General features: G+C 39.4%; 24 protein-coding genes, 1 tRNA gene and 1 other RNA gene. 14 read left to right on the plus strand and 12 right to left on the minus strand.

What is annotated here, in order from left to right; all coding sequences use genetic code 11:
- Positions 1-140: 140 nt before the first annotated feature.
- The 3 genes from J2756_RS00130 to J2756_RS00140 all read left to right on the plus strand — a co-directional run bounded on the left by J2756_RS00130 (position 141) and on the right by J2756_RS00140 (position 3,128).
- A complete protein-coding gene (locus J2756_RS00130) occupies positions 141-1,079 on the plus strand; it encodes an ABC transporter ATP-binding protein (protein WP_209580883.1) in 939 nt (312 codons plus the stop codon).
- 17 nt (positions 1,080-1,096) lie between these two features.
- Positions 1,097-2,398, plus strand: a complete 1,302-nt coding sequence (locus tag J2756_RS00135) for an ABC transporter permease (protein WP_209580885.1) — start codon at positions 1,097-1,099, stop codon at positions 2,396-2,398.
- A gap of 154 nt (positions 2,399-2,552) precedes the next feature.
- Positions 2,553-3,128 (plus strand): class I SAM-dependent methyltransferase, encoded by a 576-nt coding sequence (locus J2756_RS00140; RefSeq protein WP_209580886.1) that lies wholly within the window; start codon positions 2,553-2,555, stop codon positions 3,126-3,128.
- Between the two features lie 139 nt (positions 3,129-3,267).
- On the opposite strand, the gene J2756_RS00145 is transcribed toward J2756_RS00140, so the two are convergent.
- The gene (locus J2756_RS00145) at positions 3,268-3,999 is read right to left on the minus strand and encodes an archaeosine tRNA-ribosyltransferase (protein WP_209580888.1); all 732 of its coding nucleotides are present in this window, start codon (positions 3,997-3,999) and stop codon (positions 3,268-3,270) included.
- Between the two features lie 340 nt (positions 4,000-4,339).
- Here J2756_RS00145 and hdrC point away from each other — a divergent pair, with 340 nt between their 5' ends.
- The 7 genes from hdrC to J2756_RS00180 all read left to right on the plus strand — a co-directional run bounded on the left by hdrC (position 4,340) and on the right by J2756_RS00180 (position 9,679).
- A complete protein-coding gene (gene hdrC, locus J2756_RS00150) occupies positions 4,340-5,239 on the plus strand; it encodes a CoB--CoM heterodisulfide reductase subunit C (RefSeq protein ID WP_209580890.1) in 900 nt (299 codons plus the stop codon).
- A 12-nt stretch (positions 5,240-5,251) separates the two neighbouring features.
- The gene (gene hdrB / locus J2756_RS00155) at positions 5,252-6,148 is read left to right on the plus strand and encodes a CoB--CoM heterodisulfide reductase subunit B (RefSeq protein ID WP_209580893.1); all 897 of its coding nucleotides are present in this window, start codon (positions 5,252-5,254) and stop codon (positions 6,146-6,148) included.
- Between the two features lie 412 nt (positions 6,149-6,560).
- Positions 6,561-6,827, plus strand: a complete 267-nt coding sequence (locus J2756_RS00160; protein WP_209580897.1) for a DUF749 domain-containing protein — start codon at positions 6,561-6,563, stop codon at positions 6,825-6,827.
- Positions 6,824-7,351: a DUF2096 domain-containing protein gene (locus J2756_RS00165; protein WP_209580898.1), complete on the plus strand. Its 528-nt coding sequence runs from the start codon at positions 6,824-6,826 to the stop codon at positions 7,349-7,351. Before J2756_RS00160 ends, J2756_RS00165 begins: the two co-directional genes overlap by 4 nt.
- Before the next feature lie 229 nt (positions 7,352-7,580).
- Positions 7,581-8,249 carry a metallophosphoesterase gene (locus tag J2756_RS00170; protein WP_209580901.1) on the plus strand — a complete coding sequence of 223 codons (669 nt, stop codon included), beginning with the start codon at positions 7,581-7,583 and terminating at the stop codon, positions 8,247-8,249.
- 139 nt (positions 8,250-8,388) lie between these two features.
- Complete coding sequence (locus J2756_RS00175; RefSeq protein ID WP_209582246.1) at positions 8,389-9,306, plus strand: 2-phosphoglycerate kinase; 918 nt, start codon at positions 8,389-8,391, stop codon at positions 9,304-9,306.
- Positions 9,284-9,679: a CBS domain-containing protein gene (locus J2756_RS00180; RefSeq protein WP_209580904.1), complete on the plus strand. Its 396-nt coding sequence runs from the start codon at positions 9,284-9,286 to the stop codon at positions 9,677-9,679. The genes J2756_RS00175 and J2756_RS00180 overlap by 23 nt, the downstream gene beginning before the upstream one ends.
- 354 nt (positions 9,680-10,033) lie before the next feature.
- Here the strand turns inward: J2756_RS00180 and J2756_RS00185 are convergent, their stop codons facing one another.
- From J2756_RS00185 to J2756_RS00195, 3 genes are all read right to left on the minus strand, one after another.
- Positions 10,034-10,453 carry a hypothetical protein gene (locus J2756_RS00185; RefSeq protein WP_209580909.1) on the minus strand — a complete coding sequence of 140 codons (420 nt, stop codon included), beginning with the start codon at positions 10,451-10,453 and terminating at the stop codon, positions 10,034-10,036.
- Positions 10,454-10,619: 166 nt separating this feature from the next.
- On the minus strand, positions 10,620-11,846 hold the full coding sequence (locus J2756_RS00190; RefSeq protein WP_209580912.1) for an FprA family A-type flavoprotein: 1,227 nt from the start codon (positions 11,844-11,846) through the stop codon (positions 10,620-10,622).
- A gap of 214 nt (positions 11,847-12,060) precedes the next feature.
- A complete protein-coding gene (locus J2756_RS00195) occupies positions 12,061-13,056 on the minus strand; it encodes an inorganic phosphate transporter (RefSeq protein ID WP_209580914.1) in 996 nt (331 codons plus the stop codon).
- 151 nt (positions 13,057-13,207) lie between these two features.
- On the opposite strand from J2756_RS00195, the gene ffs reads away from it, so the two are divergent.
- The 4 genes from ffs (at position 13,208) to otsB (ending at position 15,600) form a co-directional block, all read left to right on the plus strand.
- An RNA gene (gene ffs, locus J2756_RS00200) (signal recognition particle sRNA) lies at positions 13,208-13,523 on the plus strand.
- Between the two features lie 175 nt (positions 13,524-13,698).
- A tRNA-Ser gene (locus J2756_RS00205) sits at positions 13,699-13,783 on the plus strand.
- A gap of 413 nt (positions 13,784-14,196) precedes the next feature.
- Positions 14,197-14,691: a DUF6790 family protein gene (locus tag J2756_RS00210; RefSeq protein ID WP_245315840.1), complete on the plus strand. Its 495-nt coding sequence runs from the start codon at positions 14,197-14,199 to the stop codon at positions 14,689-14,691.
- A gap of 111 nt (positions 14,692-14,802) precedes the next feature.
- The gene (otsB, locus tag J2756_RS00215) at positions 14,803-15,600 is read left to right on the plus strand and encodes a trehalose-phosphatase (protein WP_209580917.1); all 798 of its coding nucleotides are present in this window, start codon (positions 14,803-14,805) and stop codon (positions 15,598-15,600) included.
- A gap of 1 nt (position 15,601) precedes the next feature.
- Here the strand turns inward: otsB and J2756_RS00220 are convergent, their stop codons facing one another.
- The 8 genes from J2756_RS00220 to J2756_RS00250 all read right to left on the minus strand — a co-directional run bounded on the left by J2756_RS00220 (position 15,602) and on the right by J2756_RS00250 (position 25,793).
- Positions 15,602-17,059, minus strand: coding sequence for an alpha,alpha-trehalose-phosphate synthase (UDP-forming) (locus J2756_RS00220; RefSeq protein WP_245315842.1), 1,458 nt, complete (start codon positions 17,057-17,059; stop codon positions 15,602-15,604).
- A gap of 103 nt (positions 17,060-17,162) precedes the next feature.
- Positions 17,163-18,455: a phosphomannomutase gene (locus J2756_RS00225; protein ID WP_209580920.1), complete on the minus strand. Its 1,293-nt coding sequence runs from the start codon at positions 18,453-18,455 to the stop codon at positions 17,163-17,165.
- A 136-nt stretch (positions 18,456-18,591) separates the two neighbouring features.
- Positions 18,592-19,737, minus strand: a complete 1,146-nt coding sequence (locus tag J2756_RS00230) for a sugar phosphate nucleotidyltransferase (RefSeq protein ID WP_209580922.1) — start codon at positions 19,735-19,737, stop codon at positions 18,592-18,594.
- A 228-nt stretch (positions 19,738-19,965) separates the two neighbouring features.
- A complete protein-coding gene (locus J2756_RS00235) occupies positions 19,966-21,138 on the minus strand; it encodes an aminotransferase-like domain-containing protein (RefSeq protein ID WP_209580925.1) in 1,173 nt (390 codons plus the stop codon).
- A gap of 155 nt (positions 21,139-21,293) precedes the next feature.
- Positions 21,294-21,578: a hypothetical protein gene (locus J2756_RS11455; protein ID WP_245315844.1), complete on the minus strand. Its 285-nt coding sequence runs from the start codon at positions 21,576-21,578 to the stop codon at positions 21,294-21,296.
- Entirely contained in the window at positions 21,551-22,147 is a 597-nt protein-coding gene (locus J2756_RS00240; protein WP_245315846.1) for a hypothetical protein, read from the minus strand. The genes J2756_RS11455 and J2756_RS00240 overlap by 28 nt, the downstream gene beginning before the upstream one ends.
- Positions 22,148-22,235: 88 nt before the next feature.
- Complete coding sequence (locus J2756_RS00245) at positions 22,236-24,797, minus strand: cation-translocating P-type ATPase (protein WP_209580928.1); 2,562 nt, start codon at positions 24,795-24,797, stop codon at positions 22,236-22,238.
- Between the two features lie 90 nt (positions 24,798-24,887).
- The gene (locus J2756_RS00250) at positions 24,888-25,793 is read right to left on the minus strand and encodes a cation diffusion facilitator family transporter (protein ID WP_209580931.1); all 906 of its coding nucleotides are present in this window, start codon (positions 25,791-25,793) and stop codon (positions 24,888-24,890) included.
- Positions 25,794-25,843: the final 50 nt, after the last annotated feature.

Consider the following 25,843-nt stretch of genomic DNA (forward strand, 5'->3'; position numbering starts at 1 on the left):
AATAAAAAAAACGAAACATAAAAAAATAAGGGATATCTGCTTAAAATAGGGAATAAAAAAAGAATAAAAGGATTGGAATTCATAAGATTAAAAATCGTAGTTAATATCTATAATTAATATCTAAGCAGGATGGTAAAGACATGGAATACAGTATAGAAGTCAAGGATCTCCGTAAAAACTATGGAGATTTTGTGGCTGTTAACGATCTGAACCTGAAAATCCGCAGGGGAGAAGTCTTCGGATTTCTTGGACCCAACGGAGCAGGTAAAACAACGTCCATCAGAATGATGGTTGGCCTTTTAAAGCCATCAAGTGGTGAAATTCTCATAAATGGAGAAAAAATAGAAAATATTGAGAGGGGAACAATCGGTATCTGCCCACAGGAACTGGTTTTATGGGAGAACCTAACCTGCAGAGAAAGCCTTAAACTCATGGGTGACATGTACGAGGTTCCAAAGGAATCCCTTAAACAGCGCATCAATAAACTCCTGAAGGACCTTTTCCTGGAAGAAAAGGCAAACACAACGGTTTCAAATTTATCTGGAGGTATGAAGCGCAGGCTGAACCTTGCAATGGCAGTTATCCATGAACCGGAAGTGGTTGTTTTAGATGAGCCCTCTGAAGGATTAGACCCACAATCTCGAAGGGTGCTGTGGAATTACATCAAATCAATGCGTGACGATGAGGGTAAAACAGTCATACTCACAACTCACCTTATGGATGAAGCAGACAGTCTCTCAGATAGAATAGCAATAATAGACCATGGAAAATTACTGCGCCTGGACACTCCTGAAAAACTCAAAAAGGAAATAGGGGAAGGAGATGTGGTTGAGATGGTTCTCTCAGATCCTGAAAAGAACTGTGAACTCCTAAATGAACTTGAAAACCTTGACGAGATCATTGCAGCATTTGAAATGGACGGCAAAATAAACATAAGGGCATTGAACGCTGTTGCTAAACTTCCAAGAATAATGGAACAGGTTGAAAGTACTGAGGTACGCATAGCAGACCTTTCTGTACGTCAGAACACACTGGAAGACGTTTTCATAGAACTTACAGGCACAGGACTCAGGGAATAAAGGCAGGAGCAACTAAAATGAAATTTTTAAGCATAGCATCAAAGGATATAAAAGAACTTTTAAGGGACAGAAGAGGCCTTTTTTTTATCCTGCTTTTCCCAATGTTTTTCATGCTGGTATTTGGATTTGCATTTGGAGGAATGGGTCAGAGTAACACTCCCCACAACATCGCAGTTGTTAACTACGATGAAGGAGCCACAGTAACCTACACCAATCAAACCATGAACTTCGGAAACAACCTCACCAATGTAATGGAAGATGTTAAGTACCAGAACAGTGACGTGCACATGTTCAACATTACAAAAACAACGCAAGAAAATGCTGACAAGCTACTGAAACAGAGGGATGTGGATGCAGAGGTTATAATACCTAAAGACTTCTCCAGGGCAAGTGTTGCACTCATAACCAACACGATCCAGTCCAGCACATCCTCACAAGCAGCAGTTCAATCAACAATCCAATCTACAGGAAATGCGTCCACAGACAACCTAACTTCCACAGTTATAATAAGGGGTGACACAGGATACATGGGTTTTGGAACATCCCAGGGAATTCTCACAGGTATCTTCCAGGGTTACCAGGATGATACAGTGAATGAGGTTCAAAACAGTATCAAAGGAACACCAGGAGCCCAGCCCCACCAGTTCATTGAAACCGAGGTTGAAGGAATACCTGGAACAGAAACCTTCACAAGCTTTGACTTCCTGGCACCTGGAATGATAGTATTTGCAATACTGCTTCTTGCAACCAGTGTTGCAGCAAGCCTGACAAGGGAAGTGAACACAGGAACTCTAGAAAGACTTAAAATGTCCAAGATGAAATCCTTCGACCTTCTATTTGGAAATTCAATTCCATGGACCCTTGTTGCAGCAGCCCAGGTTATCATACTCTTTGCAGTGGCAATTGCCATAGGATTTCACTGGCAGGGAAGCATCAACTCAATAGTACTTGCAGTGATAGTTGGTGTAATTGGTGGAATATCATCCATAGCACTTGGAATGATAATCGCAGCTTTTGCAAAAAACGAAAGGCAGGCATCAAACCTTGGAACCCTCATAACGGTACCTATGAGTTTCATGGTGGGGGCTTTCTTCCAGCTGCCCCAGGTTCCAATTGGAAATTTCATGGGCCAAACATTCCAGATATACGATGTACTCCCATGGACACACACACTCAATGCACTGCGCTCAGTTTTAACCTATGGCAGTGGTTGGGATGCTATATCATATCAGGTTGGTATGAGTGTGATTCTAACAGCCATACTCTTTGTGATTGGGGTGTTTTTATTCTCCAGAACAAGGCTGCGGGCTGAAAATTAAATTAACCAACCCTTTAATTTTTAACTTTCAATTTTTATTTTTTACTTTTTTAATTCAGTTTCAATTTTCAAATTTTTTTTATTATGTTAAAAAGATATTTAACAGAACATTCAAAAATAGAAGATAGTTTTAAAAATCGATGAGAGGTGAGGCAATGTCTGATAAACATGGACACAAACACCATGGTAAGTCCAGTAGGGATGTGCTCAGTGCTGAAGAAGTTTTGAAAAACATTGAAATTAAAAAGGGAGACATATTCCTTGATGCGGGATGTGGAGATGGATATCTTTCAATAGCTGCATCAAAACTCGTTGGAGATGAAGGGAAGGTACATTCACTGGATCTTTACGAAAAATCAATAGATTCACTCAAAAAAGAGGCTCAAGATGAAGGAATAACCAATATCACGGCAGAAGTCACAGATTTAACCCAGAAGTTACCCCTGGATGATAATGCCATTGATGTAGGGATTATGGCCAATGTTATGCATGGTTTTGCAGCAGAAGGTGAAGTCCCCGAGGTCATGAATGAGATAAAAAGGGTCATAAAGCCTGGAGGAACCTTTTCCCTTGTGGAATTCAGGAAGATCCAGAGCCAGCGCGGACCACCATATGAAATAAGATTAGGACCTGCAGATGTTGCTGAAATACTATCTCCATACGGATTCCAGATCAAAGAGGCACTTGAGATTGGGGAGTACCATTACATTGTAGTTGCAGTTAAAAAATGATTTAAAGATTATTTTTTTAATTTTTTATTTTACTAAATTTACTAAAAATATGTAAAGAAAAACATGATTTAAAGCAATCAGAGAGTTTTAATCATGGATTCAGTTATTTATTTTTTTTAAATAGGGATATGAAATTCTTTCAGTACATCTGAGTGTACCTTTCAAGAAAATCAGGATGATCCCTGTCCAATATTCTAAGGGCAGTCATGGCTTCAGGTGAGGTGCAGCAGCGTTCCTCCACAAGGTTTCTGAGGGTTCCATTTTTAATGTTCTCACGAACCTCCCTCAAAACAAAGTCCATTGAATTTTTGTTGTACGCAACGAGTTCTTCCTGTTCCATTTCATATATAACGTAGCTTTCTGTATCGTAACGGGTTGTAGGTGTTAGCATTGTATTCAGTTTGGCGTAAAATTCACATGAATCTTCTGAAAATAAGTCAACACCCAGGTAAGCCAGAAGTGGAATGAATGAAACGTCTGTGAATGGGAAGTAAATAGCTGAATTTGGATTCAGGGCTTCCCTTAACTTCACCATCATCTCAACCAGATCCATGGGCCTTCTCATAAGTTCTTCAGAGTTTGCAACCATAAAAACACTGTTTCCAAGTTCCTCAAGTTCCTGAGCACATTTAACCCTCAGATCCGGATATTTTGAGCCATGAATAACTGCAATCCCATTTTCACCAGTTTTCCTGGCATTTTCGACTGTCTGGTTGACGGACCATTCAGCAAGGGCTTTTGGAACGTTGTAGGGCATTGGTTCATCCTTTAATAGGGGTAATGAATCATCTGTTTTTAGGGTTGATGGTGTTTTTGCACCTTCATATTTTCCAAGTCTTCCTGGACCATCGTGTAGGGTTATTTCAAGCATTAGCATCACTTATCTTTAAGATTCTTCCTTTAAAATGTATTATTTACCTTATTATTCATAATCTTCTTGTTATCTGTAACCTTTGTGTAATTTTTAAGAAAAGGTTCTTTTCAATCAGTTAATTGATCTGTTTTGATGTTATTTAAAATGTTGAGGGTTGAGAAAATGATTTTTCTATCTCAAGTTTTTCAACCTCACTCCAACCCATTTGAATGTGTAACCTAAAAGGTTACAGTTGGAGATTTTTGCACAACCTATATATATGCTGAACATCACACCTAGAACATGAAAATCACAAGTTTTCACACAGAGCCGTACTATACAGAGGGCGTGAAATAGAATGTCATTTCTAAATCGCTTAAAAAATATGTTAACTGGGGATGAAAACCCCGAAAAGGAATCAGCAGAGAATTCAGTGGAACAATCAGAGTCAGAAGTGAAAACAGAGAAACCAACAGAAGAAAAACAAGAAACAGTCAAGGAATCAGTTTCCAAAACTAATGAAACAAAATCTAAGGAAGCCATCAAAAAAGATGTTGAACCCGTAGAAGAAAAAATAGAAACTGATACAGAAATAAGCAAAGAAGCAGTAAAAACAGAGAAATCTGATGATGAATCAGAGAAGGTATCAGTAAGGGAAGAAAAATCTGAAAAACCCAAAACTGAAAGGAGTGGTATTATGACTTTACTTGAAGGAAGAGAAAAAGCTACTATAACCCGTGAAGATATCGATGTAAACTTCAAACAGGAAATAATGGACGCTGGCGCAGAATCTGTGGCAGTATGTTTCCAGTGCGGTACATGCTCAGGAGCATGTCCTTCTGGAAGGAGAACACCATACAAAGTAAGGCAGCTTGTAAGAAAGGCAGTAATGGGCCTTAAAGAAGATGTCATATCTGATGACACAATCTGGATGTGCACAACCTGCTACGAATGCCAGGAAAGATGCCCAAGAGGAATCAAAATCGTGGATGTTGTTAAGGCTGTAAGGAACCAGGCAGCACACGCAGGATACATGGCACCTGCACACAAAGCAACAGGATCATTCGTTATAAAAACAGGACACGGTGTGCCTATAAACGATGCAACCAAAGCTTTAAGGAAAAGCGTGGGCCTAACTGAATTACCACCAACCACACACGAATTCCCAGAAGCACTTGAAGAAGTCCAGAAAATAACCAAACTCACAGGATTCGACAGTCTCATAGGATACAACTGGGAAACCGGAGAATTAGAATAAGGAGGAATCAAGATGGCATTTGCATATTTCTTAGGATGTATAATGAACAACAGGTACCCTGGAATCGAGAAATCAACCAGGATCCTTATGGAAAATCTCGGAATTGAAATCAAAGACATGGAAGGAGCATCCTGCTGCCCAGCACCAGGTGTTTTCGGTTCATTCGACAAAACAACATGGGCTTCAATAGCAGCAAGGAACCTGACCATAGCTGAAGACATGGAAATGGACATTATGACCGAATGTAACGGATGCTTTGGATCATTGTACGAAAGCAACCACCTCCTTAAAGAAGATGAAGAGTTCAAAGGAAAAATTAACGGTGTCCTATCTGAAGTTGGAAGGGAATTCAAAGGAGACATCAACGTAAGGCACTTTGCAGAAATTCTCTACAAAGATGTGGGAATTGAAAAACTCACAGAAACCTTCACAAAACCATTAGGACTCAACGTTGCAGTTCACTACGGCTGCCACTTCCTCAAACCAAGCGCTGAAATTGGAATCGACGACCCAATCAAACCAACCATACTTGATGAACTCGTTGAAGCAACCGGTGCAAAATCCGTACCATACAAGGACAAAATGATGTGCTGCGGAGCAGGCGGAGGTTTAAGGGCAAGAGACCTTGATGTAACACTTGACTACACCAAAGAAAAACTCGACAACATGACAGAAGCAGGAGTCGACGCAATAGTAAACGTCTGCCCATTCTGCCACTTACAGTTCGATGTTGGCCAGAAAGAAGTCAACAAAAAATACGGAACCAACTTCCAGATACCAGTTTTCCACCTTGCACAGCTCTACGGACTTGCAATGGGATTAAAACCAGAAGAGCTAACAGTCGACGCTCATCAGATAAGCACAGACCCAGCTCTTGCAAAATTGGACGTAATAACCGGTGGAGAATAAATTTCTCCCCCATATTTTTTTTAAATTAAATCAATTCATTGCAATGCTTAAGGATTGTATCATTTGAGATCCACGCTGTATTTTTTCAAAATTCCTTTTTAAATTCAACTTGGTTGAGTATAGGAGAACCTATTCCTTATTTCAACAAATTATAAATGATTCAGTGTTGATAATCTATTACAAATTTAATAACTCATGTTTAGGTCTTAAATCCATTATAACCCAAAAAATTTAAACTTTAAAAACAAAGATCATTTTGGAAGATCATTGGTTTTATAGTGGGTTCTCAATCAATTATGGAAGAAGTAACTGATAAAATTAGTAAAAAAAGTTTTAATTAAAAAATATAATAAATAATAAGTAAATCAAAATAATCAAAATTTTAAACCATCTAAGAAAGGGGTGTTTTCTCATGTTCGTTGCAAGTCTTGTGGGAATATTCAAATTCAATGAACTACCTGAAAAATACGGGCCATTTGTACAGTACAAAGCATCAATAGAAAAAAGACAAGTTAAGGATACTGATGAAATAGCGATACTCAACATAAGTGGTACTGAAAGCAATCACGTGCTCTTCCTGGACTCCTATGATAACATAAAACAGATAGAGGCAGAGTTAAAGGAAGCAGATGCTGATATTAATTACCACACCAAGAAAATACTGGAAGGACATTTATGAGTGATCTACCTGCAGAACAGACATGGATGGTGCTTGTTGAATTACTGACAGACCTGAGAAAGAAGAACGTTGAAATATCTCCTGCCCTCACAGAGGACATCAGGATGGCGAAGACAACAATAAACTTCTACAAGATTAACCCTGCAGATCCAGAGCGCATGAAGGAAGTTGGGCGTATAAACAATTTTTTAACTTCTATTCAGGACACATTGATGGGACTTGCAGAGGCTGAAGGCGAAGGTTATGCCGATCAATGGCTTGAAAAGCTTACAAAAGCCTCTCGTGGGGAAAAGGTTTATGATGTGCCGGATAAACGGTCAAAATATGTTGTAGGGGCTCCCTCAGGATTTTCAATGGTCAGGGTCACCTTTAAAAAACCCCAATCTGAAGACAGGGTTCAGGAAATTGCTGAGTACCACAACGTTATAATTGAATTTGAAACTGATGAAGTTGTGGTGATCTACGGGGATAAGGTTAACATACAACATAGTCTGAAGGAAATGGCTCCCTTGTTCAGTGAGTGATCCCATAAAAACATTTTTTTAAGATCAAAGACTTTCTAAAATCAAATATTTTAGAATAAAATGTTGTTTTAAAGTTATTTTAAAATTTTATCTCATTAGAATCAATGCATTATAAAATTTAATAAAAATGATCCATTTCAATAAAATGATTTAAAAAAAGCCAAATTTAAGGTTTCAAATGGAATATGGAACTTCTTTTTAAGAAAACAATTTTTTAGAGGACTTTACCATGAAAATACTTGCAGTAAGCGACATACACGGTAAATATCACAAGATCTTAGATTACCTTAAAAATAATCATGTGGATATCATAATAATTGCCGGCGACATAACCCACTTTGGACCATCTGAACTTGGAGAGGAAATATTAAATGAAATAAGTTCTTTTAACATTCCAGTTTTTGCAATACCTGGCAACTGCGACCAGACCTGCATATACAATGAAATAGATAACTCCAACGCAGTAAATATACATGGAAGAAACGTGGTAATTAAAGATGTTGGTATCTGTGGTTTTGGAGGTTCCAATCCAACACCCTTTGAAACACCCCTGGAATTTGAGGAAGTCCAGATCTACGAAGAGGCTAAAAAAACCCTTGAAAGCATAAAGGACCAGAAAATAACCCTGTTTATAACTCATGCACCTCCAAAGGGAACCCGGGCAGATCTCCTGCCTTCAGGGGATCATGTTGGAAGTGAAGCCGTGAGAAAAATAATAGAGGAATTACAGCCCACCCTAAACATATGTGGCCACATACATGAAGCAAAGGGTGAAGACAGAATTGGGAAAACCTGTATAATTAATCCGGGTCAGTTATCTGCAGGTAACGCCTGTTTGATAAATATAGATGAATCTGATGGGGATGTTCAGATGAATCATGAAATCATAGACCTTTGATTAAGAAATGGATTGTTCACAATAACCTAAAATCCAAGTTTTAAATAGAAAATAATTTAAATAATGTTAACATAACCTATATTTTGTTTCAAGTTATTGTATAAAGCCTTTGTATTCTATTTGAGGTGAGAAATTGAAAATGATTATGGTTGAAGGAGAAGTAACCGGTAAAAGATATAGGGAACCCTTTTCAAAGGGAGTTCTTGCCAGGTCACTAACTCGGGCAGAGATGGATCCAAACAAGGCCTACACCTTCGCATCCAAGATAGAGGCTCACCTTAGAGAAGAAGGTATCGGTGTCATAAATTTAAATGATCTCATTGTGATCGTCCGTGAAAAGTTAAGGGAAGAAGATGAAGAGATAGCTGAAAAGTATGGAATGTGGAAAAGGATAAGAAAATGTAAAGAACCCCTTATAATACTTATCGGAGGAGCTTCAGGTGTTGGAACATCTTCAATTGCATTTGAAGTTGCAAACAGACTTGGAATAAGGAACATGATAAGTACTGATATGATAAGGGAAGTAATGCGTAAAATCGTGTCCAAGGAACTTCTTCCAACCATCTACGAGTCAAGCTACACAGCCTACCGTTCCCTTAGAATACCCCCACCACCTGAACTTGATGAGATTCTAATTGGATTCAGGGACCACGTTGATACTGTAAGTATAGGTGTGGAAGCTGTTATTGAAAGGGCCCTGAAAGAGGGTATAAGCATAGTTATAGAGGGAGTTCACATAGTCCCTGGCTTTATAAGGGATGATCTTGTAAACAGAAACAATGTTACAATGTTCGTACTAACCCTGCATGATGAAGATGTTCATAAAGGAAGATTTTATTCCCGATGCAGACAAATGTGGGCTAGAAGACCACTTAAACGTTATATGAACTATTTTGGAGCCATAAGAAGAACACATAAATATTTTGAAAGTCAGGCAAACAAACATCATATTCCTGTCATTGAAAACATTGATGTTACAACAACGATAGACTCCATAATAGAGGATATTACAAAGACCTATGGAAGTGAAGAAGATGTTGGAAAAGATAAAAGTTAAGGATGTAATGACAAAGGGTGTTATAACAGTTCCACCAAGTGAAGATGTTGTTTTTGCCTTTGAAAAACTCATGAAACATAAGGTAAGCTCCTTACCAGTGGTTGATGGTGATAAACTGGTTGGAATAGTCACAGCAACTGATCTGGGCCACAACCTTATACTTGACAAGTATGAACTGGGAACCACAGTTGAGAAGGTCATGGTGAAGGATGTTGTATGTGTGGACCCAGAAAAAAACCTTTTAGAAACAGTTAAAACAATGAATGACCATGGTGCTGAGGGTGATATAATAAATCAGCTCATTGTTATGGAAGATAAAAATATAAAAGGTATAGTATCCGATGGAGATATAATAAGGGCCATAAAAGTTTAAAACTTTTAAAGGACTTTTTTTTATATTCTTTTTATAGATAACTTTTTTTAAAAGATTTAGAATTTGAAATAACTTAAAATTCAGTATTTATTTTTAGATCAGCATTTGGGACGGGTTCAGCCACCTAAAAAAATATATTAAACATTCATCTATCTCAATAAAATCATTAATAAGATCATAAAATCAATAAGATCATCCTTTTTTTCAACAAGTTCCATTAAACATTTTAAATATGAAAAACCCCGATTTAAACTTGTAATAATTTTAAAAAAAAGAACTATAACTCCTATTTAAAAATAAAAAGTATAAAAAAAAGTATTTAAAAATTATTAAGAATGTTGATGTTTTGCAGTCCTATTGGGTGTTGCGGGGAGTTACTCTGGGTATGAATGATTGGCATACGCTGGGATATTTCTTTCCAAGTTCCATTTCCAGTTTTTCAATGATTTCAGCTTCGATTTCTTCACTTTCTTCAGTGGACACTGAAAAGCTGTTTCCCTCAAGCTTGGCCTTTATGAATTCTTTACCCATGCTTATCTCAAATTCTATGACTCTTCCTCCATCAACACTTCTTACAAGGTCCTCCATTATATTCTCACTTAACTTCAAGAGTTTCCTGCCTTCTGGTGTGTATATGTTTTCTTCTGTTGTAATTTTCTTTATAAGAAATGGTGCACAACCCTCTGTTCTTGCAGATTTTCTGTTTATCCAGAAGAGCACAGTCATCAACTTCTTGTGTGGATCCAGTTGGCTTTCAAATTTTAATGTTTTCATTCATGCAAACCCCCTAAAAATTTCCATAAATCAAGTTTTGTCCAATTGAAAGTTACTTAACCAATTTAATTACTTAAATGATGTCAAGTGGTTCCATTACAACACTATTCACATACCTCCTGCTGGTTAACGTCTTAAAATTATTGAAAGTGTAGTTCAGAGTTTTTCAGTCCATTTCCTTAATTTCACGGGCCATCTGTTTTCCAATTTCGTAGCAATGGTCGAGTTCATCTTCCTCAGGAAGGTAGTTCACCTCGTAGTCTGTGGAAACTTCAAATCCACATTTTTCAAGTTCATCTGCAAGTTTCTTCACAGCTCTGCCGCTCCAGCCCATTGAACCAAAGGTTGCAGCTTTTCTTTTAGTACCCGTCATTTTGAAGTTCAAACCCCGTAGGTAGAATATGAGATCCCCCACACTTGGGTAGGGTTCGTTGAACATGGTTGGAGCTCCAAAAAGCACTGCTTTGCTCTGGAGTATGTCCTTCACGATTTCACTTCGCTCATCCTCATGGAGGAAGTACATTGAAACCTTCACTCCTTCACTCATAAGACCTTCTGCAATTGCATGGGCCATCATCTGGGTTGATCCATGCATGGTGTCGTAGACAACAGTTGCCCTATCCTCACATTTTCCAGTTGCCCAGTCAGTGTAGGCACCTATTATCTGCATAGGATCCCTCCAGATCTGACCATGTGCAGGTGCAATTAACTTTATTTTATCGAGTAATTCCAATTTAGTTACTTCATCAAATTTTCTTAGTATAAGTCCTGAAAATGGGGTTAATAGGTTAGCATAGAACTTGCATGCCGCACCCATGAGCACATCTTCAGAGATTTCATCACTGAACCTCTCCATGAAACAGAGGTGCTGACCAAAGGCATCATTTGAAAAGAGAATCCCCTCCTCCATGAGCATTGTGAACATGCTGTCAGGCCAGTGAAGCATCTTAGCCTCGAGGAATGCAAGGGTTCTACCACCAAGATCAAGGGTGTCACCTGTTTTAACTGTGTGGAAGTCAACATCCTTGAGTGAAGGATAATGTCTTTTCAGGCCGTTAACAGCCACTGCTGTGCAGTAAACCCGTGCATCCGGGAATTTTTTGCACAGCTCTGAAAGGGCACCGCTGTGATCCTTCTCAACGTGGTTCTGGATTATAACATCCACCTTGAACTCCCGGTTTTCCTGTTTGAATGCATCCTCAATCCTTCCCCACATCTGAGCTGAGCTTCCAGGATAGGTGTTGTCTATAACTGCAACCTTATCCTCTCCAAAAACCATGTAAGCATTGTAGGTTGTTCCATTAACTGTGTATCCATGATAATTTCTCAGATCCCAGTCCCTAACTCCAATCCAGTACACACCATCTGTGATTTTTATTGCATCGGCTTTCATTTTTCATTCCTCCAAAGTGAAACAAAGATTCAAAGTACTAAAAATTTCAATAAAACATTATTGTACCATAAATATTATTAATTATTGCTGGAGTTACATATAATTTTTATGTTAAAAGAGGTTTAAGACAAATAATTGGGTTTAAAAAGAGTTTTAAAGATTTAATTTAATCAAAATTTAAAAATAATCCGTTTTAGTATACTTCTTTAAAAAATTATCCCAGAAATCCAATTAAGTAGGAAGTTAGGAAGTAAAGGGATGCAGAGATCAGGATACATGCAGGGATGGTGAATATCCAGGTTGTTGCTATATGTTTTATAACGTCCAGCTTCACAGTTGAAGTTCCTCTGGCAAGTCCAACACCAATCACAGAACCCACAAGGGTTTGTGTAGGGGATATTGGCATTCCATAGAATGCAAAAAGCAGTGTTATTGTTCCAGCAGAAATCTGGGCTGAAAAACCCCTTGTTGGAACGAGTTCAGTGATCCTACGACCTATTGTATCGGTTATACGATTTCCTGCAATTAAAATTCCAAGGACCAGTCCAAGGGCACCTAAAAATTTTATTGAAAAACCCATGCTGGAGCCAACAGTAACGTACAGCACACCTGTTGCAGCTGCAATATCTATAGCACCAACGCCTAAAGCTGCCAGTGAAGAACTTCCTATCTGAAGGTATGAAAAAACCTTCTCCAGCCTGTCCTTGTAGGAGATGTTTCTGTTTCCAGGCTTCAAAAGCACCCTCTTCAGTAGGAAGTAAACTACAAAACCAGCTGCAAGACCAATAAGTGGAGATGTGAGCCAACTGAGTGCTATGTAACCTGCAGTAACCAGGTTGAGGTTGTGCAATCCTGCGTATGCAATTCCATAACCCAAAACTGAACTTACAATGGCATCGGATCCAGATATGGGTATCTTCTTTATGAGGGTTATGGTTATCCAGATTCCTGCAGAAAGGGTTATAACAAAGGCACCCAGAATTGACATGAACTCTGGAGGCACGATACCGCTGCCAACAGTCTTTATAACGTTAGCTCCAAGGAAGATAGCACCGATAAATTCGAATAATGCCCCTAAGATAAGGGCATTTCTCATTTTAAGAGCTCCACTTCCAACAACAGTGCCCATTGAGTTTCCAATATCGTTGGCTGCAATGTTGAATGCCATGTAAACTGCAGTTACAATACCAATGATCAGCAGGAGTTCCATGTACAATAATTATGGAGTATAGATATAAAAATACTCTTTGCAATTCCTTAATCCTGAAATAAGCAGTATTCTCCCCATATAATCCCCATAGTTTTAACCAACATAGTATGAACGCGATCGCAAGGTTCAAATACTAAAAAGCACCAAGTTTAAATGGGCTAGACCGGAGGGTCAGGGGTCCTCTGTAAGCGCATATCCCCTATACGGCGCGGTTGAAGTTCAAGAGGCGGCAGGTTAACTGGGAAATGGCCCAGGATCTCGATGTAGAAACCTCGTCCCGCAGGATCAGTGGTGGCAGGGTTTCGGCTGTAGGGCCGGGGTTAACTGTCTTAACCACAGGAACGGATCAGGTCTGGAAAGAAGCAGTTCTACTGCGGACAGCTGATGCTTGTGGAGCAACGGGGTGGAGTCGGGTTTCTGGATCACCAGTTTTCAGGAGGCCTGTCCACTCTTGAACACGCCCACTTTTAAAAAAACCCTTTCAAAAAGGTTTCATTGAATCCTATTCCCTTTCATCAAATTTTTATGGAAGATTTAGGGCAAACTTTAAAAGGGAGTTAAATCTAACATTAAAATGATTCCAATTCAAAGAAGTTTTTTAAGGAACATTACTTTAAAAATATTCCTTTAAATATTGTTACTGTCGGGGTGGCCCAGCCTGGTACGGCGGTGGCCTGCTAAGCCACTGATCCCTTGGATCACCCGGGTTCAAATCCCGGCCCCGGCGCTTTAACCTATTACTCCTCATTTTAGCTACATAATCCCTTTAATATTAACCCTTTAATATTAATTTATTAATCAATTTATTTCAATTTTATTAAATTAATTCACTGATATTTCGTTTATTTACCAATTAAGTAATTATCTGAATTAATTACCCATATTCCCATGAAGTTTCCATTCAAATTATTTTAATATGAAATAAATTTTAATATGAAATAAACTGATTCTTATCTAATGGTTTGATTTCAATTTGGATACTGAAGAAATATAATAACTAAACCTAGTTTTTAAAACTCATTTTAGAATGTTTTATTCACAGATTCAACACATATTAATACTAGATTTATTTGTGAAATATCCTACCAAGAGAAGTTAAAAAAAAGTTGAATTTTTATAGAATGATCTGGGTGAAAAAAAATGGAAATCATGTACGTATTACCAGTTTTAGCAGTTTTAGTTTCGTTTTCACATCTTTTTATAAGTAAAAAACCACGAACCAAAGATCGGGTTGTGGAAATCTTTTTAATGTATTCTTTGGTTATATTGGTAGGTTTAAGTTCTATATGGGCATTTATGGGTCATGCATTTGCCTCAGCGGAGGTTGCAGCCTATATTGGTTGGCCTGCTGGAAGTCCATTCCAGTTTGAAGTGGCATGTGCAAACCTTGCCCTTGGAGTTATAGGAATAATGTGCCTGAAGTTCCGGGACAACTTCTGGACTGCAACAGTTACTGCGTTCACCATATTTTACTGGGGAGCAGCATACGGCCATGTAATGGACATGATCCAGCATGGTAACCATGCACCAGGTAATGTAGGAGCCCCAATTTACTTCGATATTATACTCCCTACCATCTTAATAGTTCTCCTTGTAGCCCATAAAATTCTTGAAAAAAATAACCAAAAACAGTAATTTCATCTTTTTTTATTCTTTTTGCCGTGATAATCAGAAGGATATTACTGAGTTTATAATAAAATTAAGATTATAACAAATTTCAAGGACAAAAAAAAGTAGGAATATAAAATGCCCAAACCCCTCCTCAACAATTTAAAAACCTTTGAAAGATTTAAAAATGATAAAAAAACTGCCATAGTAACTGATGTGGATGGTACCCTGAGTGAAATAGCTCCAACCCCGGGGGAAGCTGTTTTAACCCCCTCCATGAAGGAGGTTCTTCTAGAACTGTCAGAGAAATTCTATATGGTTGCAGTTGTTAGTGGAAGACCTGTTGAAGATGTTATGAGGATGATTGGAATAAAAGGGCTTTTATACGTTGGTAACCATGGTATGGAATACATGAAAAATGGGCTTATCCATGTTGAGGAGGATACAAAAAGGTACCTTCCACTTATGAATGAAGCAGCTTGCAAAATAAAGGCGGAAGAATCCTGCAATGTTGAAGGAGTTCTCTTTGAGGACAAGGGGCTCTGCTTTTCAATACACTACAGACTCTGCAAGGATCCCAGTGCCAGAAAAATCTTGTTGAACACCCTTAAAAATATGGAAGAGCTGAAAGATCTTCAAATAAAAGAGGGCAGAAAGATAATTGAGATAAGACCCCCTGCAGGGTACGATAAAGGTAAAATTCTTGAAAAAATCATCACCGAACATGATATAAGCAAGTTACTGTATCTTGGAGATGATGTAACAGATGCAGATGCATTTCGGAAGCTGAATGAACTCAAAAGCCAAGGTAAGGTGGATGGTGAATCAATAATAATTCTCTCAGGTGAAGTACCCTCTAAAATTAAGGAGGATGCTTCTCACTTCCTTGAAAGCGTGGATGATGTTCAAAATTTTTTTAAATGGCTTTTAGATTAAATTAAATACTCTTGTTGTTGTTGAAGAACTCCTCAATATCCTTGAACTGTTCTGTGATCCAGTGGTATATGTTCCTTTCATTTATAATTCCCTTTAAACCATTGATACGTTTTTCACGTTCATTTTCATCCATTGTAACTGCTTGGTATAGGGCTTCAGCAGTCTGGGTCACATCAAATGGATTCACATTCAGGGAATAATCCTTAAGCTCTTCATAGGATCCAGCATGTTCTGAAAGTATTAAAACGCCGTTATTTTCATTTACAACAGAACCCTCCTTTGAAACTATGTTCATACCGTCACAGATCGGATTCACCATTAAACAGTCGTAATGTTTGAAGGCTGCAGTCACAAGGAGATAATCTGCCTTGAAGATCTCTTCGATTGGCTTCCAACCCTCCTTTGAATATTTTGCATTGATATGCCCCACTACTTTATGAATTTCCATCCTGTAATCCCTGTATTCATTGATCTGCTGTCTTGTTGGCTTTCCAGTGGTCAGAAATTTAACCTTCCCATGGAATTCAGGGTGCTTCTCAAGGAAAAGATCGTAGGCCTTAAAACCCCTTATTATATTTTTACTGAGATCTGCACGATCCGTTCTGTAGATGAGAAATGCATCCCCTTTGATCTCATGGATGGTCTTTTCCTTCTTTAGAACTTCATCTGTTTTTGACAGTTCTTCAAGCCCCTCATAATCAACAGAAATTGGATAACTCTTTACAAGAATTTCACGGCCTTCGTAGTGTACAGTATTATTTTCAAAGTCCACTTGGTCTGCGTAAGCTTCACAGGTCCTGAGGAAGTTGTTCACATATTTTTCTATATGAAAACCAACTATGTCGTTGGATAGTAGTCCAGTTACAATTGCCTCCTCCATGTAATCTGGTAAAATACAGAAGTACTCCGGCTGAGGCCATGGTATGTGAATGAACTGGCTTAAAAAAGTATCTTCAAGCTTTTCACGGATGTAAGCAGGACAAAGATAAAGATGGTAATCCTGCAGAATTATCAGGGCTTCTTTATCATTTGAATTTGATTCTTCCACAACCTTATCTGCAAAACGTCTATTAACATGAACGTAACCATTTTTCCACGCCTTATGGATTTTATCATCAATTTCAGGTGTGTATGGAGGATTCCACATGTAGTGCTGGACGAACCAGAGAAGAGGATTACTTATCACACTGTAATAATCTTCATACCTTTCAGGATCAACACTCACAAATGGAACCCAGAATTTGGGCTCATCCTCAGGCACAGGAACCCTACCATCTGGAAATTTCTCTGCAGCAACCTTATCCCCCTGAGTCATGGTACTGGCTATCCACGTTCCCTTCACAGTTTCCATAATTGGAAGCAAAGTTGATACAAGCCCTCCAGCACCCCTTCTACCTTCAAGAATTCCGTTATCCCCCTCATGGAATTCCACAGGGCCCCTGTTGGATGCAACGATCAAATGTTTATCTGCTAAAAATTTATCTATCTCCTGAACTGGATCCTCCTTTTGAATAAAAAATCCCCCTCCACTATTTTAACACATAAAAACTCCTTAAAAATATTTAAATCATCATTTTTACCTTATCCACAATTATCTGTAATTTTTCAGATGATCTGGCTTCCATATACACTCGAAGTAATGGTTCAAAGCGTGAAGGTCTTACGAGTATGTAAGAATCCTCCCAATCAACTCTTACACCATCTGTAGTGTTCAAAACACCTTCGTTAACCAGAGAATTTTTAAGATCTTCAACAAGCTTGGCTTTCTTTTCATGTGGACACTTAACTGAAAATCCAGTTCTCTGATACTCTGGAATTTCTTCTGCAATCTTTGATAAGGGTTTGTTCTCTTTGCAGATTATTTCAAGCATCTTTACAGATGCAAACACCGCATCGAAGCAGGGATTAAATTTGGGGAATGTATAGAGTCCAGGTTCATCTCCACCAAAAACTGCTCCAGATTCAACAGTTCCATTTAAAACAAGATCAACAGGGGTTTTAATGATACTACCTCCATATTCGGACACTATTTCATCCAAGATTCTTGAAGCCACAACTGAAGACACAACAGTGCCCCCTGGATTTTCGCGCAATGCTTCGCGTGCAAATATTCCAAGGATGGTCTGGTCACGTATTGTATTCCCTTTTTCATCCAGAAATATTACTCTGTCGCCATCGTTATCAATTGCAATTCCAATATCTGCACCAACAGACTTTATAAGGTTAGATATCATGGCAAGACTTTGAGGGCTGGGTTCTGAAAACCGTTCATCAGCTTTAGGGCCTTGACATCCAATTAGTATGGTTTCACATCCAAGCCTACCTAAAATTTCAGGGGCAAAGGGCACAGCTGATGCATTTGCACAGTCCAAAACCACCTTGGGGGCATGATCCTTTATAAGTTTTCCATCAACATTTGCAACAACGGCATCTATGTATTGAGCCTTGTAATCGTATACGTAGGATAGGGAACCTATATTCTCCCAGTTAACTTTTTCAGCACGTTCTGTTGCCATTGGAATTTTGTAGTTACTGAATATCTTAATGCTGATTTCATCAGAATGTAGATGGGATGTTGTGACAGTCATAACCACCTTTGCATTGTAAAAGCCGGCACCATAGTGGATTGCAGGTATTGGTGCCACACCAAAATCAATCACTTCAACACCTGCAGCTATCAAACCTGCAGTTGCAGCCCTTTTTATCATTTGAGAAGCTTGATTTGTATCTCTCCCAACCACAATGGTATTTCCGTTGCTTAAAAAGTTTCCCACCATGGTTCCGAGGTTGGATGCAAATTCATTGCTGATTTCGGAGTTTACAACACCCCTTACTTCCCTGACGTATAGAGACATTCTAAAAACTCCTTTTTATTCCAGATTGAGAGTTCATATGAATTAATTTCAAGATAATCTTAATATTTAATTCATCATAAATGTGATTTTAACTCAAATTTTCATTGTCCTATTTTTCATAACATTACAGCAACTTCTAGAAATCTGCATCCACAACTGAATCTGGAATTATATTGGTCTGGTTTGTTATGTGTCTTGATGATTTTACAATTGAATTTTTGCCTATCTCAACCCTACTGCCTGTAACAACTCCATTCTCTATGATGGTGTTTTCATTGATGGTGCAATGAGTGTCTATGATGCAGGCACTTAAAAATGAGTTTTCCTTCACAACACTGTCTGAGAGAATCACGGACCCCTGAATGGTGCTATTTTTTCCTATAAAAACTCCATCTCCAATAACAGTTCCCCTGGATATGGTACTTCCATCATCAAGAAAGCAGTTGTTTCCAATAACAACCGGTCCCTCTATGCGCACTTTTTTCCCGATATGAATATTTTTACCCAGCCACATATTCCCTATTTTACCAATACTCTGCTTTGCACGTTTTTTATAGATTTTCTCCCGAATTTTTCGGTTCAAAATATCATAGGTTGCTTTCAGGTAGGTTTCAGGCCTTCCAACATCGTTCCAGTAACCTTCAAAGATGTAGCCATATATTCCTGCATCTTCTGCTATCAACCTTGGAAACACTTCCCTTGAAAAGTCTATCTCCCCTTTTTTATCATCAAAGAAGTCGAATATTTCAGGTTCAAATATGTATATTCCAGTATTTGCAAGCTTACTGAAAACCTGGTCTGCTGATGGCTTTTCAAGGTAGTTTATTATCTTGGAATCCTCATCAAGCACAGCTATTCCGAAGTGGGCTGGATCCTCAACATGGGTTAAAACAAGGGTTGCTAAAGCTCCTTTATCCTTGTGAAACTTTAGAACATCCTTAAAATTAACGTTACTTATAACATCGCCACTTAAAACTAGGAAAGTGTCATCTATATATTTTTTAGCCTTTAAAACACTTCCTCCAGTACCCATGGGGGATTTTTCCACTGAATAGCTGATGTTAACTCCCATACTGGATCCATCCTGGAAGTGCTGCTTTAAGCTATCCGGCCTGTAGTTCAATGTCATTAATATGTCTTTAAAACCCATAGATTTAAGTCTTTCCACAGTATGTTGGATTATGGGTCTGTTAACAAGTGGAATCATGGGTTTTGGTCTGGTAAACGTTAAGGGGCGCAGTCTTGTGCCCTTTCCACCAGCCATGATCACAGCTTTTACCAAAATAAACACCACCAAAAAAAAGGTTTATCTACAAATAAAACAGTCAAATGGCCTTTTTTAGCTATATTCTCTTTACTACTTTATGTTGGCCAAACAATAAATACCTATCGAAAAAAAGGTTTAAACTCCTTTAATGGGACTAAAAATAAATATAAAAGGAAAACTCAATTAAAAATCTGTTTTATACCTTTTAATAGTGCTCATGTTCAACAACTGGTTTTAAACATGTTACAAAATTTTTTCAAGTGCATTTGCAAGTCTTTTAATTCCTTCCACTATTTTTTCCTCATTTGAATTTGAGAAGTTCAACCTCATGGTGTTGATTTCAGGATCCTCAGCATAAAAAGCTTTTCCTGGGACAAATGCAACATTTTCCTTGATTGCAAGGTCAAAGAGTTCCATTGAAGAAACACCTTCAGGCAGTGTCACCCAGAGGAACATTCCCCCTTCAGGTTTTGTACACGTAACACCATCTGGAAAATATTTCTCTATGGAATTAACCATCAGATCCCTCTGCCTGCGGTACATGGTCCTTATTTTATCAAGATGTTTCTCCACATCGTATTGAGTGAGGAAGCCATGAACTATCCTCTGGGCAAGGTAATTGGAATGAAGATCAGAGGCCTGCTTGGCTGTAACCAGTTTGTCCATAACTTCTTCTCCAGCAGCAACCCATCCCAGCCGAATTCCAGGGGCAACAACCTTTGAGAACGAACCCAAAAGCACAGAATCTGGTAGAAACTTTTTAATTGGAGGCAGATCTTTACCCATAAATCTGATCTCTCCGTAGGGATTATCCTCAACTAGAACTGTACCGCTTTCCCTGAGTATCCCTGCAACTTCCCTTCTTTTATCTTCAGAGTAACTTATTCCAGTGGGATTCTGGAAGTTGGGAACACAGTAAAAAAGCTTGGGCTTCTCCTTCTTCAAAAGGTTTTCAAGGGCAACTGTATCAGGACCATCCTCCATGAGTTTCACAGAGTGAAATTTTGGTTCGTACATTCCAAAGGCTTGTATAGCAGCAAGGTAAGTGGGATGCTCAACAACCACACCATCATCCTTGTTGAGGAAAACCTTACCCACGAGATCCAGTCCCTGCTGAGAACCGTTGGTTATTAATATTTCATCAGCATCAACCTTTAAACCACCCTTACAATACCTCTGAGCAATATATTCTCTAAGAGGTTTGTAACCCTCTGTTGTGCTGTACTGCAGAGCTTCACGACTTTCAAGTGTTAAAACTTTTGATGCAGCTTCTGCAATTTCAGTGTGTGGAAATGAATCCGGGTTTGGAAGTCCTCCACCAAAGGAGATGATATTAGAATCCTCTGTAACCTTCAATATTTCTCTTACAAATGATTTTGGAACCTTTGACATTCTATCTGCAAATAAATCTTTCATTTGAATCTCCATCCTAATTTTTAAACTCGTAACTTAAAAAGTTGATGGAAAAGGGCATCACATTTTTTTAAAAAATCGTAGAAATTTGGAATTATGGGAAACCTTTAAAAACTTATAAATTAACAAAAACTTTTAAAACAGGCTTAAAAACATTATCAAGGTTCTTTTCTTGTTCCGTACTGTTTAACATGTTTCCAGGCATCATGGTAAACCTTAAAATCATCAGTTTCTGAGTATATATTCATATTTTCCCTTCCAAACACCTTTCTATCCGCCCCAACAGGACAGACCTTTATACAAATACCACAGGGAGATCTCAGCTCTTCCCTGAGCTTTTTACTTCGCAGGGCACAACTCAACTTGTCCATGGGTGGTGGAAAATATTTGAAGTCATTTGGGGGATAAATTGCATTTACGGGACAGCTACCAACACATCGCATGCAGAGCGTACACAGATCATTTTTTTCGGAATTTCAGTTTCGAACTTTGCAGTTGTGAATATGGACGTGAACCTGACTCTGGGACCGTACTCTGGAGTGAGGATAACGTTGTTCAGTCCAATTGAACCCAGACCCGCAAGGTAAGCAGCATGTTTGTGGGAGAAGAATGCCATGGGCTTTTTAAGAAGAACCTCAATATCCCCGTAACCATCACGAGGCAGATAAATTGAGGGACAACCTTTATCAGTTAAGAAATTTGAGATTTCATAGGCCTTCTGGTCTAAAAGTGCGTTAACAGTTTTGTAGTGTTCATGGTAATATATAGATGGGGCTGTTTCAACTATGGGAAGCTGAACAGGCAGTCCTATAACCATAACTGTTTTTGCCTCAGGATATATGGATTGGGGCCAGAATTCTCTTGGTATCCACTCTCTGAAGGTGTTTGGAAGTTCTTCTGGAGGTTTTTCCCATCTTTCAACCGGTGCAAATCCCACCAAAGGTACTCCGAGTTCCTTGCACCTCACGAGCACTTCTTCTTTGAGGGATTTGGCTTTTTTTGTGGGGCTCATTTCATTCAACATTATTTTTTTTTATTTAATAAAATCTTACGTTAGGAAATCTGACTTCAGCTTATTTCTGCATCTTTTAAAACCTTAATTATCTTTTAAATATTTTAAAAGCCTTAAGCCCTTCAAACCACAACACGCTGATGAGTCCTGCAGTTAGGCATATAAATACGTCCTTTGGATGGAGAACACTGAAGCTGAATAAGTTGCGTAGAGGTTCGAAGCAGAGTACAAGGCACAGAAACAGTACTGCACCTCCTACGATCCACCACAGTGCAGAATTGGGCGATCTGATGGTGGTTATTATGGTGCCTGACCATGAGAGGTTGGTGAATATCAGTCCAATGTTGGCGATGATAAGGGTGGTGAAACTGAGGGTACGGGCATTGAGTTCTCCCATGCCTGTGTAAAGGGCAATAACGAAGACGCTCAACACTATTAAAAGAACACTCAAACCCTGCATTATACTCAATCCAATGGTTCTCCTGTCGAAGAGGGGCTCTGTCATGCTTCTCGGGGGTTTTTTCATAATACCCTCTTCTGCAGGTTCAGCCTCAAAGACTATGGAACAGGCAGGATCAATGATGAGCTCAAGGAAAACTATGTGGACGGGCAGAAGCACCAGTGGCAGCTGGAAGATCACTGGAATCAGTGACATGCCTATTATTGGAATGTGAACCGATAGTATGTAGGCAGTTGCCTTTTTCAGGTTGTCGAAGATCCTGCGGCCCATCTTCACAGCCGCAACAATGGATGAAAAATCATCCTCCAGAAGAACCAGTGATGATGATTCCCTTGCAACATCTGTACCCCTACCACCCATACTCACACCGATCTGGGCAGACTTCAGTGCAGGTGCATCGTTGACACCATCACCTGTCATTGCAACCACATCTCCACGTGCCTTCAGGGCGTTTACAATGCGGAGTTTTTGCTCTGGCACAACCCTTGCAAAGATGTTCATGGATCCTATCATTTCCTGAAGTTCACCATCCTCAAGCTTGTCCAGTTCAGCTCCACTCAGAACATTTTCCGGATCTTTTAGACCTATTTTCTCGGCTATCTTCTGTGCTGTTCCCTTGTAATCTCCTGTGATCATCACAACCCTGATCCCAGCACTGTAACACTCTTTTATGGCATCAGAAACACCTGAACGAACAGGATCCATGAAACCTATGAGTCCCATGAATTCGAATTTGAAGTCGTGCTGTTTTTGGGGAAGTCCAGTTTCTCTAAATGCAGCTCTGGCAACTCCAATAATACGAAGACCTTCACCTGCCATTGAACCTATGTTCCGGGAAAGCCTTTCCATCTGCACATCATCCAGATGACAGAGATCTGCAACAGCTTCCGGAGCACCCTTGGCAGCTATTATGTAATCCTGACCATCTGGAGATTTCCAGACATGGGACATTGCAAGCAACTCACCGGAGAGAGGGTACTCATGTATCAGAGTCCAGTCATCGTGGATGTGTTCTGTATTGGAAAGTGTGGCTTTACCAAAGGACTTCAGTGATCTTTCCATTGGGTCAAAGGGGTCCCTTTGACTTGCAAGTATGCTGAACTCAACTATCCCATGGAGATCCTCTGGAATGTTGTCAGTTCCTGTTTCATTTCCATATTCATGGGATTTCAGGTTGTAGTACTTCCCGTCTGTAAATATGCTGGTGACCGACATTTCATTCATGGTTAAAGTGCCAGTTTTATCCACACAGAGAACTGTTGCAGAACCAATGGCCTGAATTGCCTGTGAACGTCGTGTTAAAACCTGTTTTTGTGATATTCTCCATGCTCCAAGTGCCAGGAAGATGGTGAGTACCACTGGAATTTCTTCAGGCAGAATTGCCATTGCAAGGGCTATACCTGCCAGAAATCCATTCAACCAGTCATTTCTTGTGAGGCCGTATATGATAACCACAGCTGCACAGAGAAGAACTCCTGCCAGTGCAAGGTTAATAACAAACTTTCTACTCTCCTTCTGAAGGGCTGTGTCCTCTGTTTCAAGGGTTTCAAGGCGCATTCCTATTTTACCAATTTCAGTTTCCAAACCCGTGGCTGTGACCTGTGCCACACCCTGGCCCTGGACAACCAGGGTTCCAGAGAACACTGAAGGAAGACCATCACCTCCAGGAGGGTGCATGTCCATGATTCCTTTACACGGAACCTTGTGCACAGCAATGGATTCCCCTGTGAGTAAAGATTCATCAACACTTAAATTGGTGCAGGACAGTACAACAGCATCTGCAGGAACACGATCCCCCTCTTCAAGAATCAGAATATCCTCAAAAACAACTTCACGACCTGCTATCCTCTTCTTATGGCCATTGCGTATTACCTGTGCCCTGGGACTTGACAGATCCCGCAGAGCCTCCAGTGTGCGTTCAGTTTTTCGCTCCTGATAGAAGGTGATGCCCATTATAAGGAACACAAATCCCATGAGCATCAGTGCCTCCTGAAGGTCGCCCAGGATGAGGTAGATGGTTCCGCATGAAATTAAAAGGAGAAACATGGGCTCGCGAACAACATCCAACATGATCACAAGGAAGCTACGCTCACGGGCAGAGGGTAGCTCATTGTAGCCATGTTCTTCAAGCCTCTGGGCAGCTGCTTCTTCAGAAAGCCCACGGATATTTTTGATATCCAGATCATCCATAAATCGTCACCATCAAACCTTTATGGATATTAATATTAATTATTCAAAGTTTAGGAGATAAAGTTATCCTTGTGGTTGGTTTTCTCTTATTCAATCAACACAGAACTCCTCATCGTTATCCTCATCCCTTGGACAGACATGGACTGTTACTATGTTTATGACATCAACATCCTTGATTATGTTCTTTTCAACGCTGTGGGCAATTTCATGTGCTGCTTTAAGACTTAAATCCCCTTCAACAGCAACATGAAGGTCAACTGATGCATATGGTCCAAGATAATTTATTCTTACGTTGTGAATTCCAAATGTGCCTGGAACCGACATTGCAGCGGTCTTTATGTTGATCATGATGTCCCTGGAGGGTACAGTGCCCATTATGTTGTTGATGTTGTCCCTTCCTATGTCGAAGGCAGTTTTCAGGACCATGAATGCAATGAAAATTGCTACCAGTGGGTCCAGTATTGGGAATCCCATCCTTGAGCCCACAACACCAACGAGTATGGCTGCACATGAGAATATGTCCACCTTCTGATGGTGTGCATCTGCAACTATGGCTGGACTGTTTATCTTCTTACCTGCCCTCATCATGTAGGTTGTCATTGCAAGATTTGCACCAACACCAACAACAGCCATGACTGCAGCTATCATTTCAGGGGGATTCAAAGCCATTCCAAGAACCAGTTTCCTGTAAACCTCTGAAAGTATTTCAAATGCAATGATTCCAAGGAAAAGAACTATTATAAGGCCTGCAAGGGGTTCAGCCCTGCCGTGGCCATAGGGATGTTTGCTGTCAGGGGGTTTGAGTCCGATCTTAAATCCTACAGATGTTACTATGGATGTTAAAACATCTGAAAATGTGTGGGCAGACTCTGCAACAAGGGCCATACTACCAGAAAGCATTCCCACAACGAAGTTCAGAACAGTTAAAACAATATTTCCTGAAATTGCAAGGGAAACAGCCTTCCTACCCACTTTTTTCCTTTCCTCAACATCCAAAGTAACACACTCCTGAATTATAACACATTTGAATTTAGACTGAGATTAAC

The organism is Methanobacterium aggregans, assembly GCF_017874455.1.
GTDB classification, from domain to species: domain Archaea; phylum Methanobacteriota; class Methanobacteria; order Methanobacteriales; family Methanobacteriaceae; genus Methanobacterium_C; species Methanobacterium_C aggregans.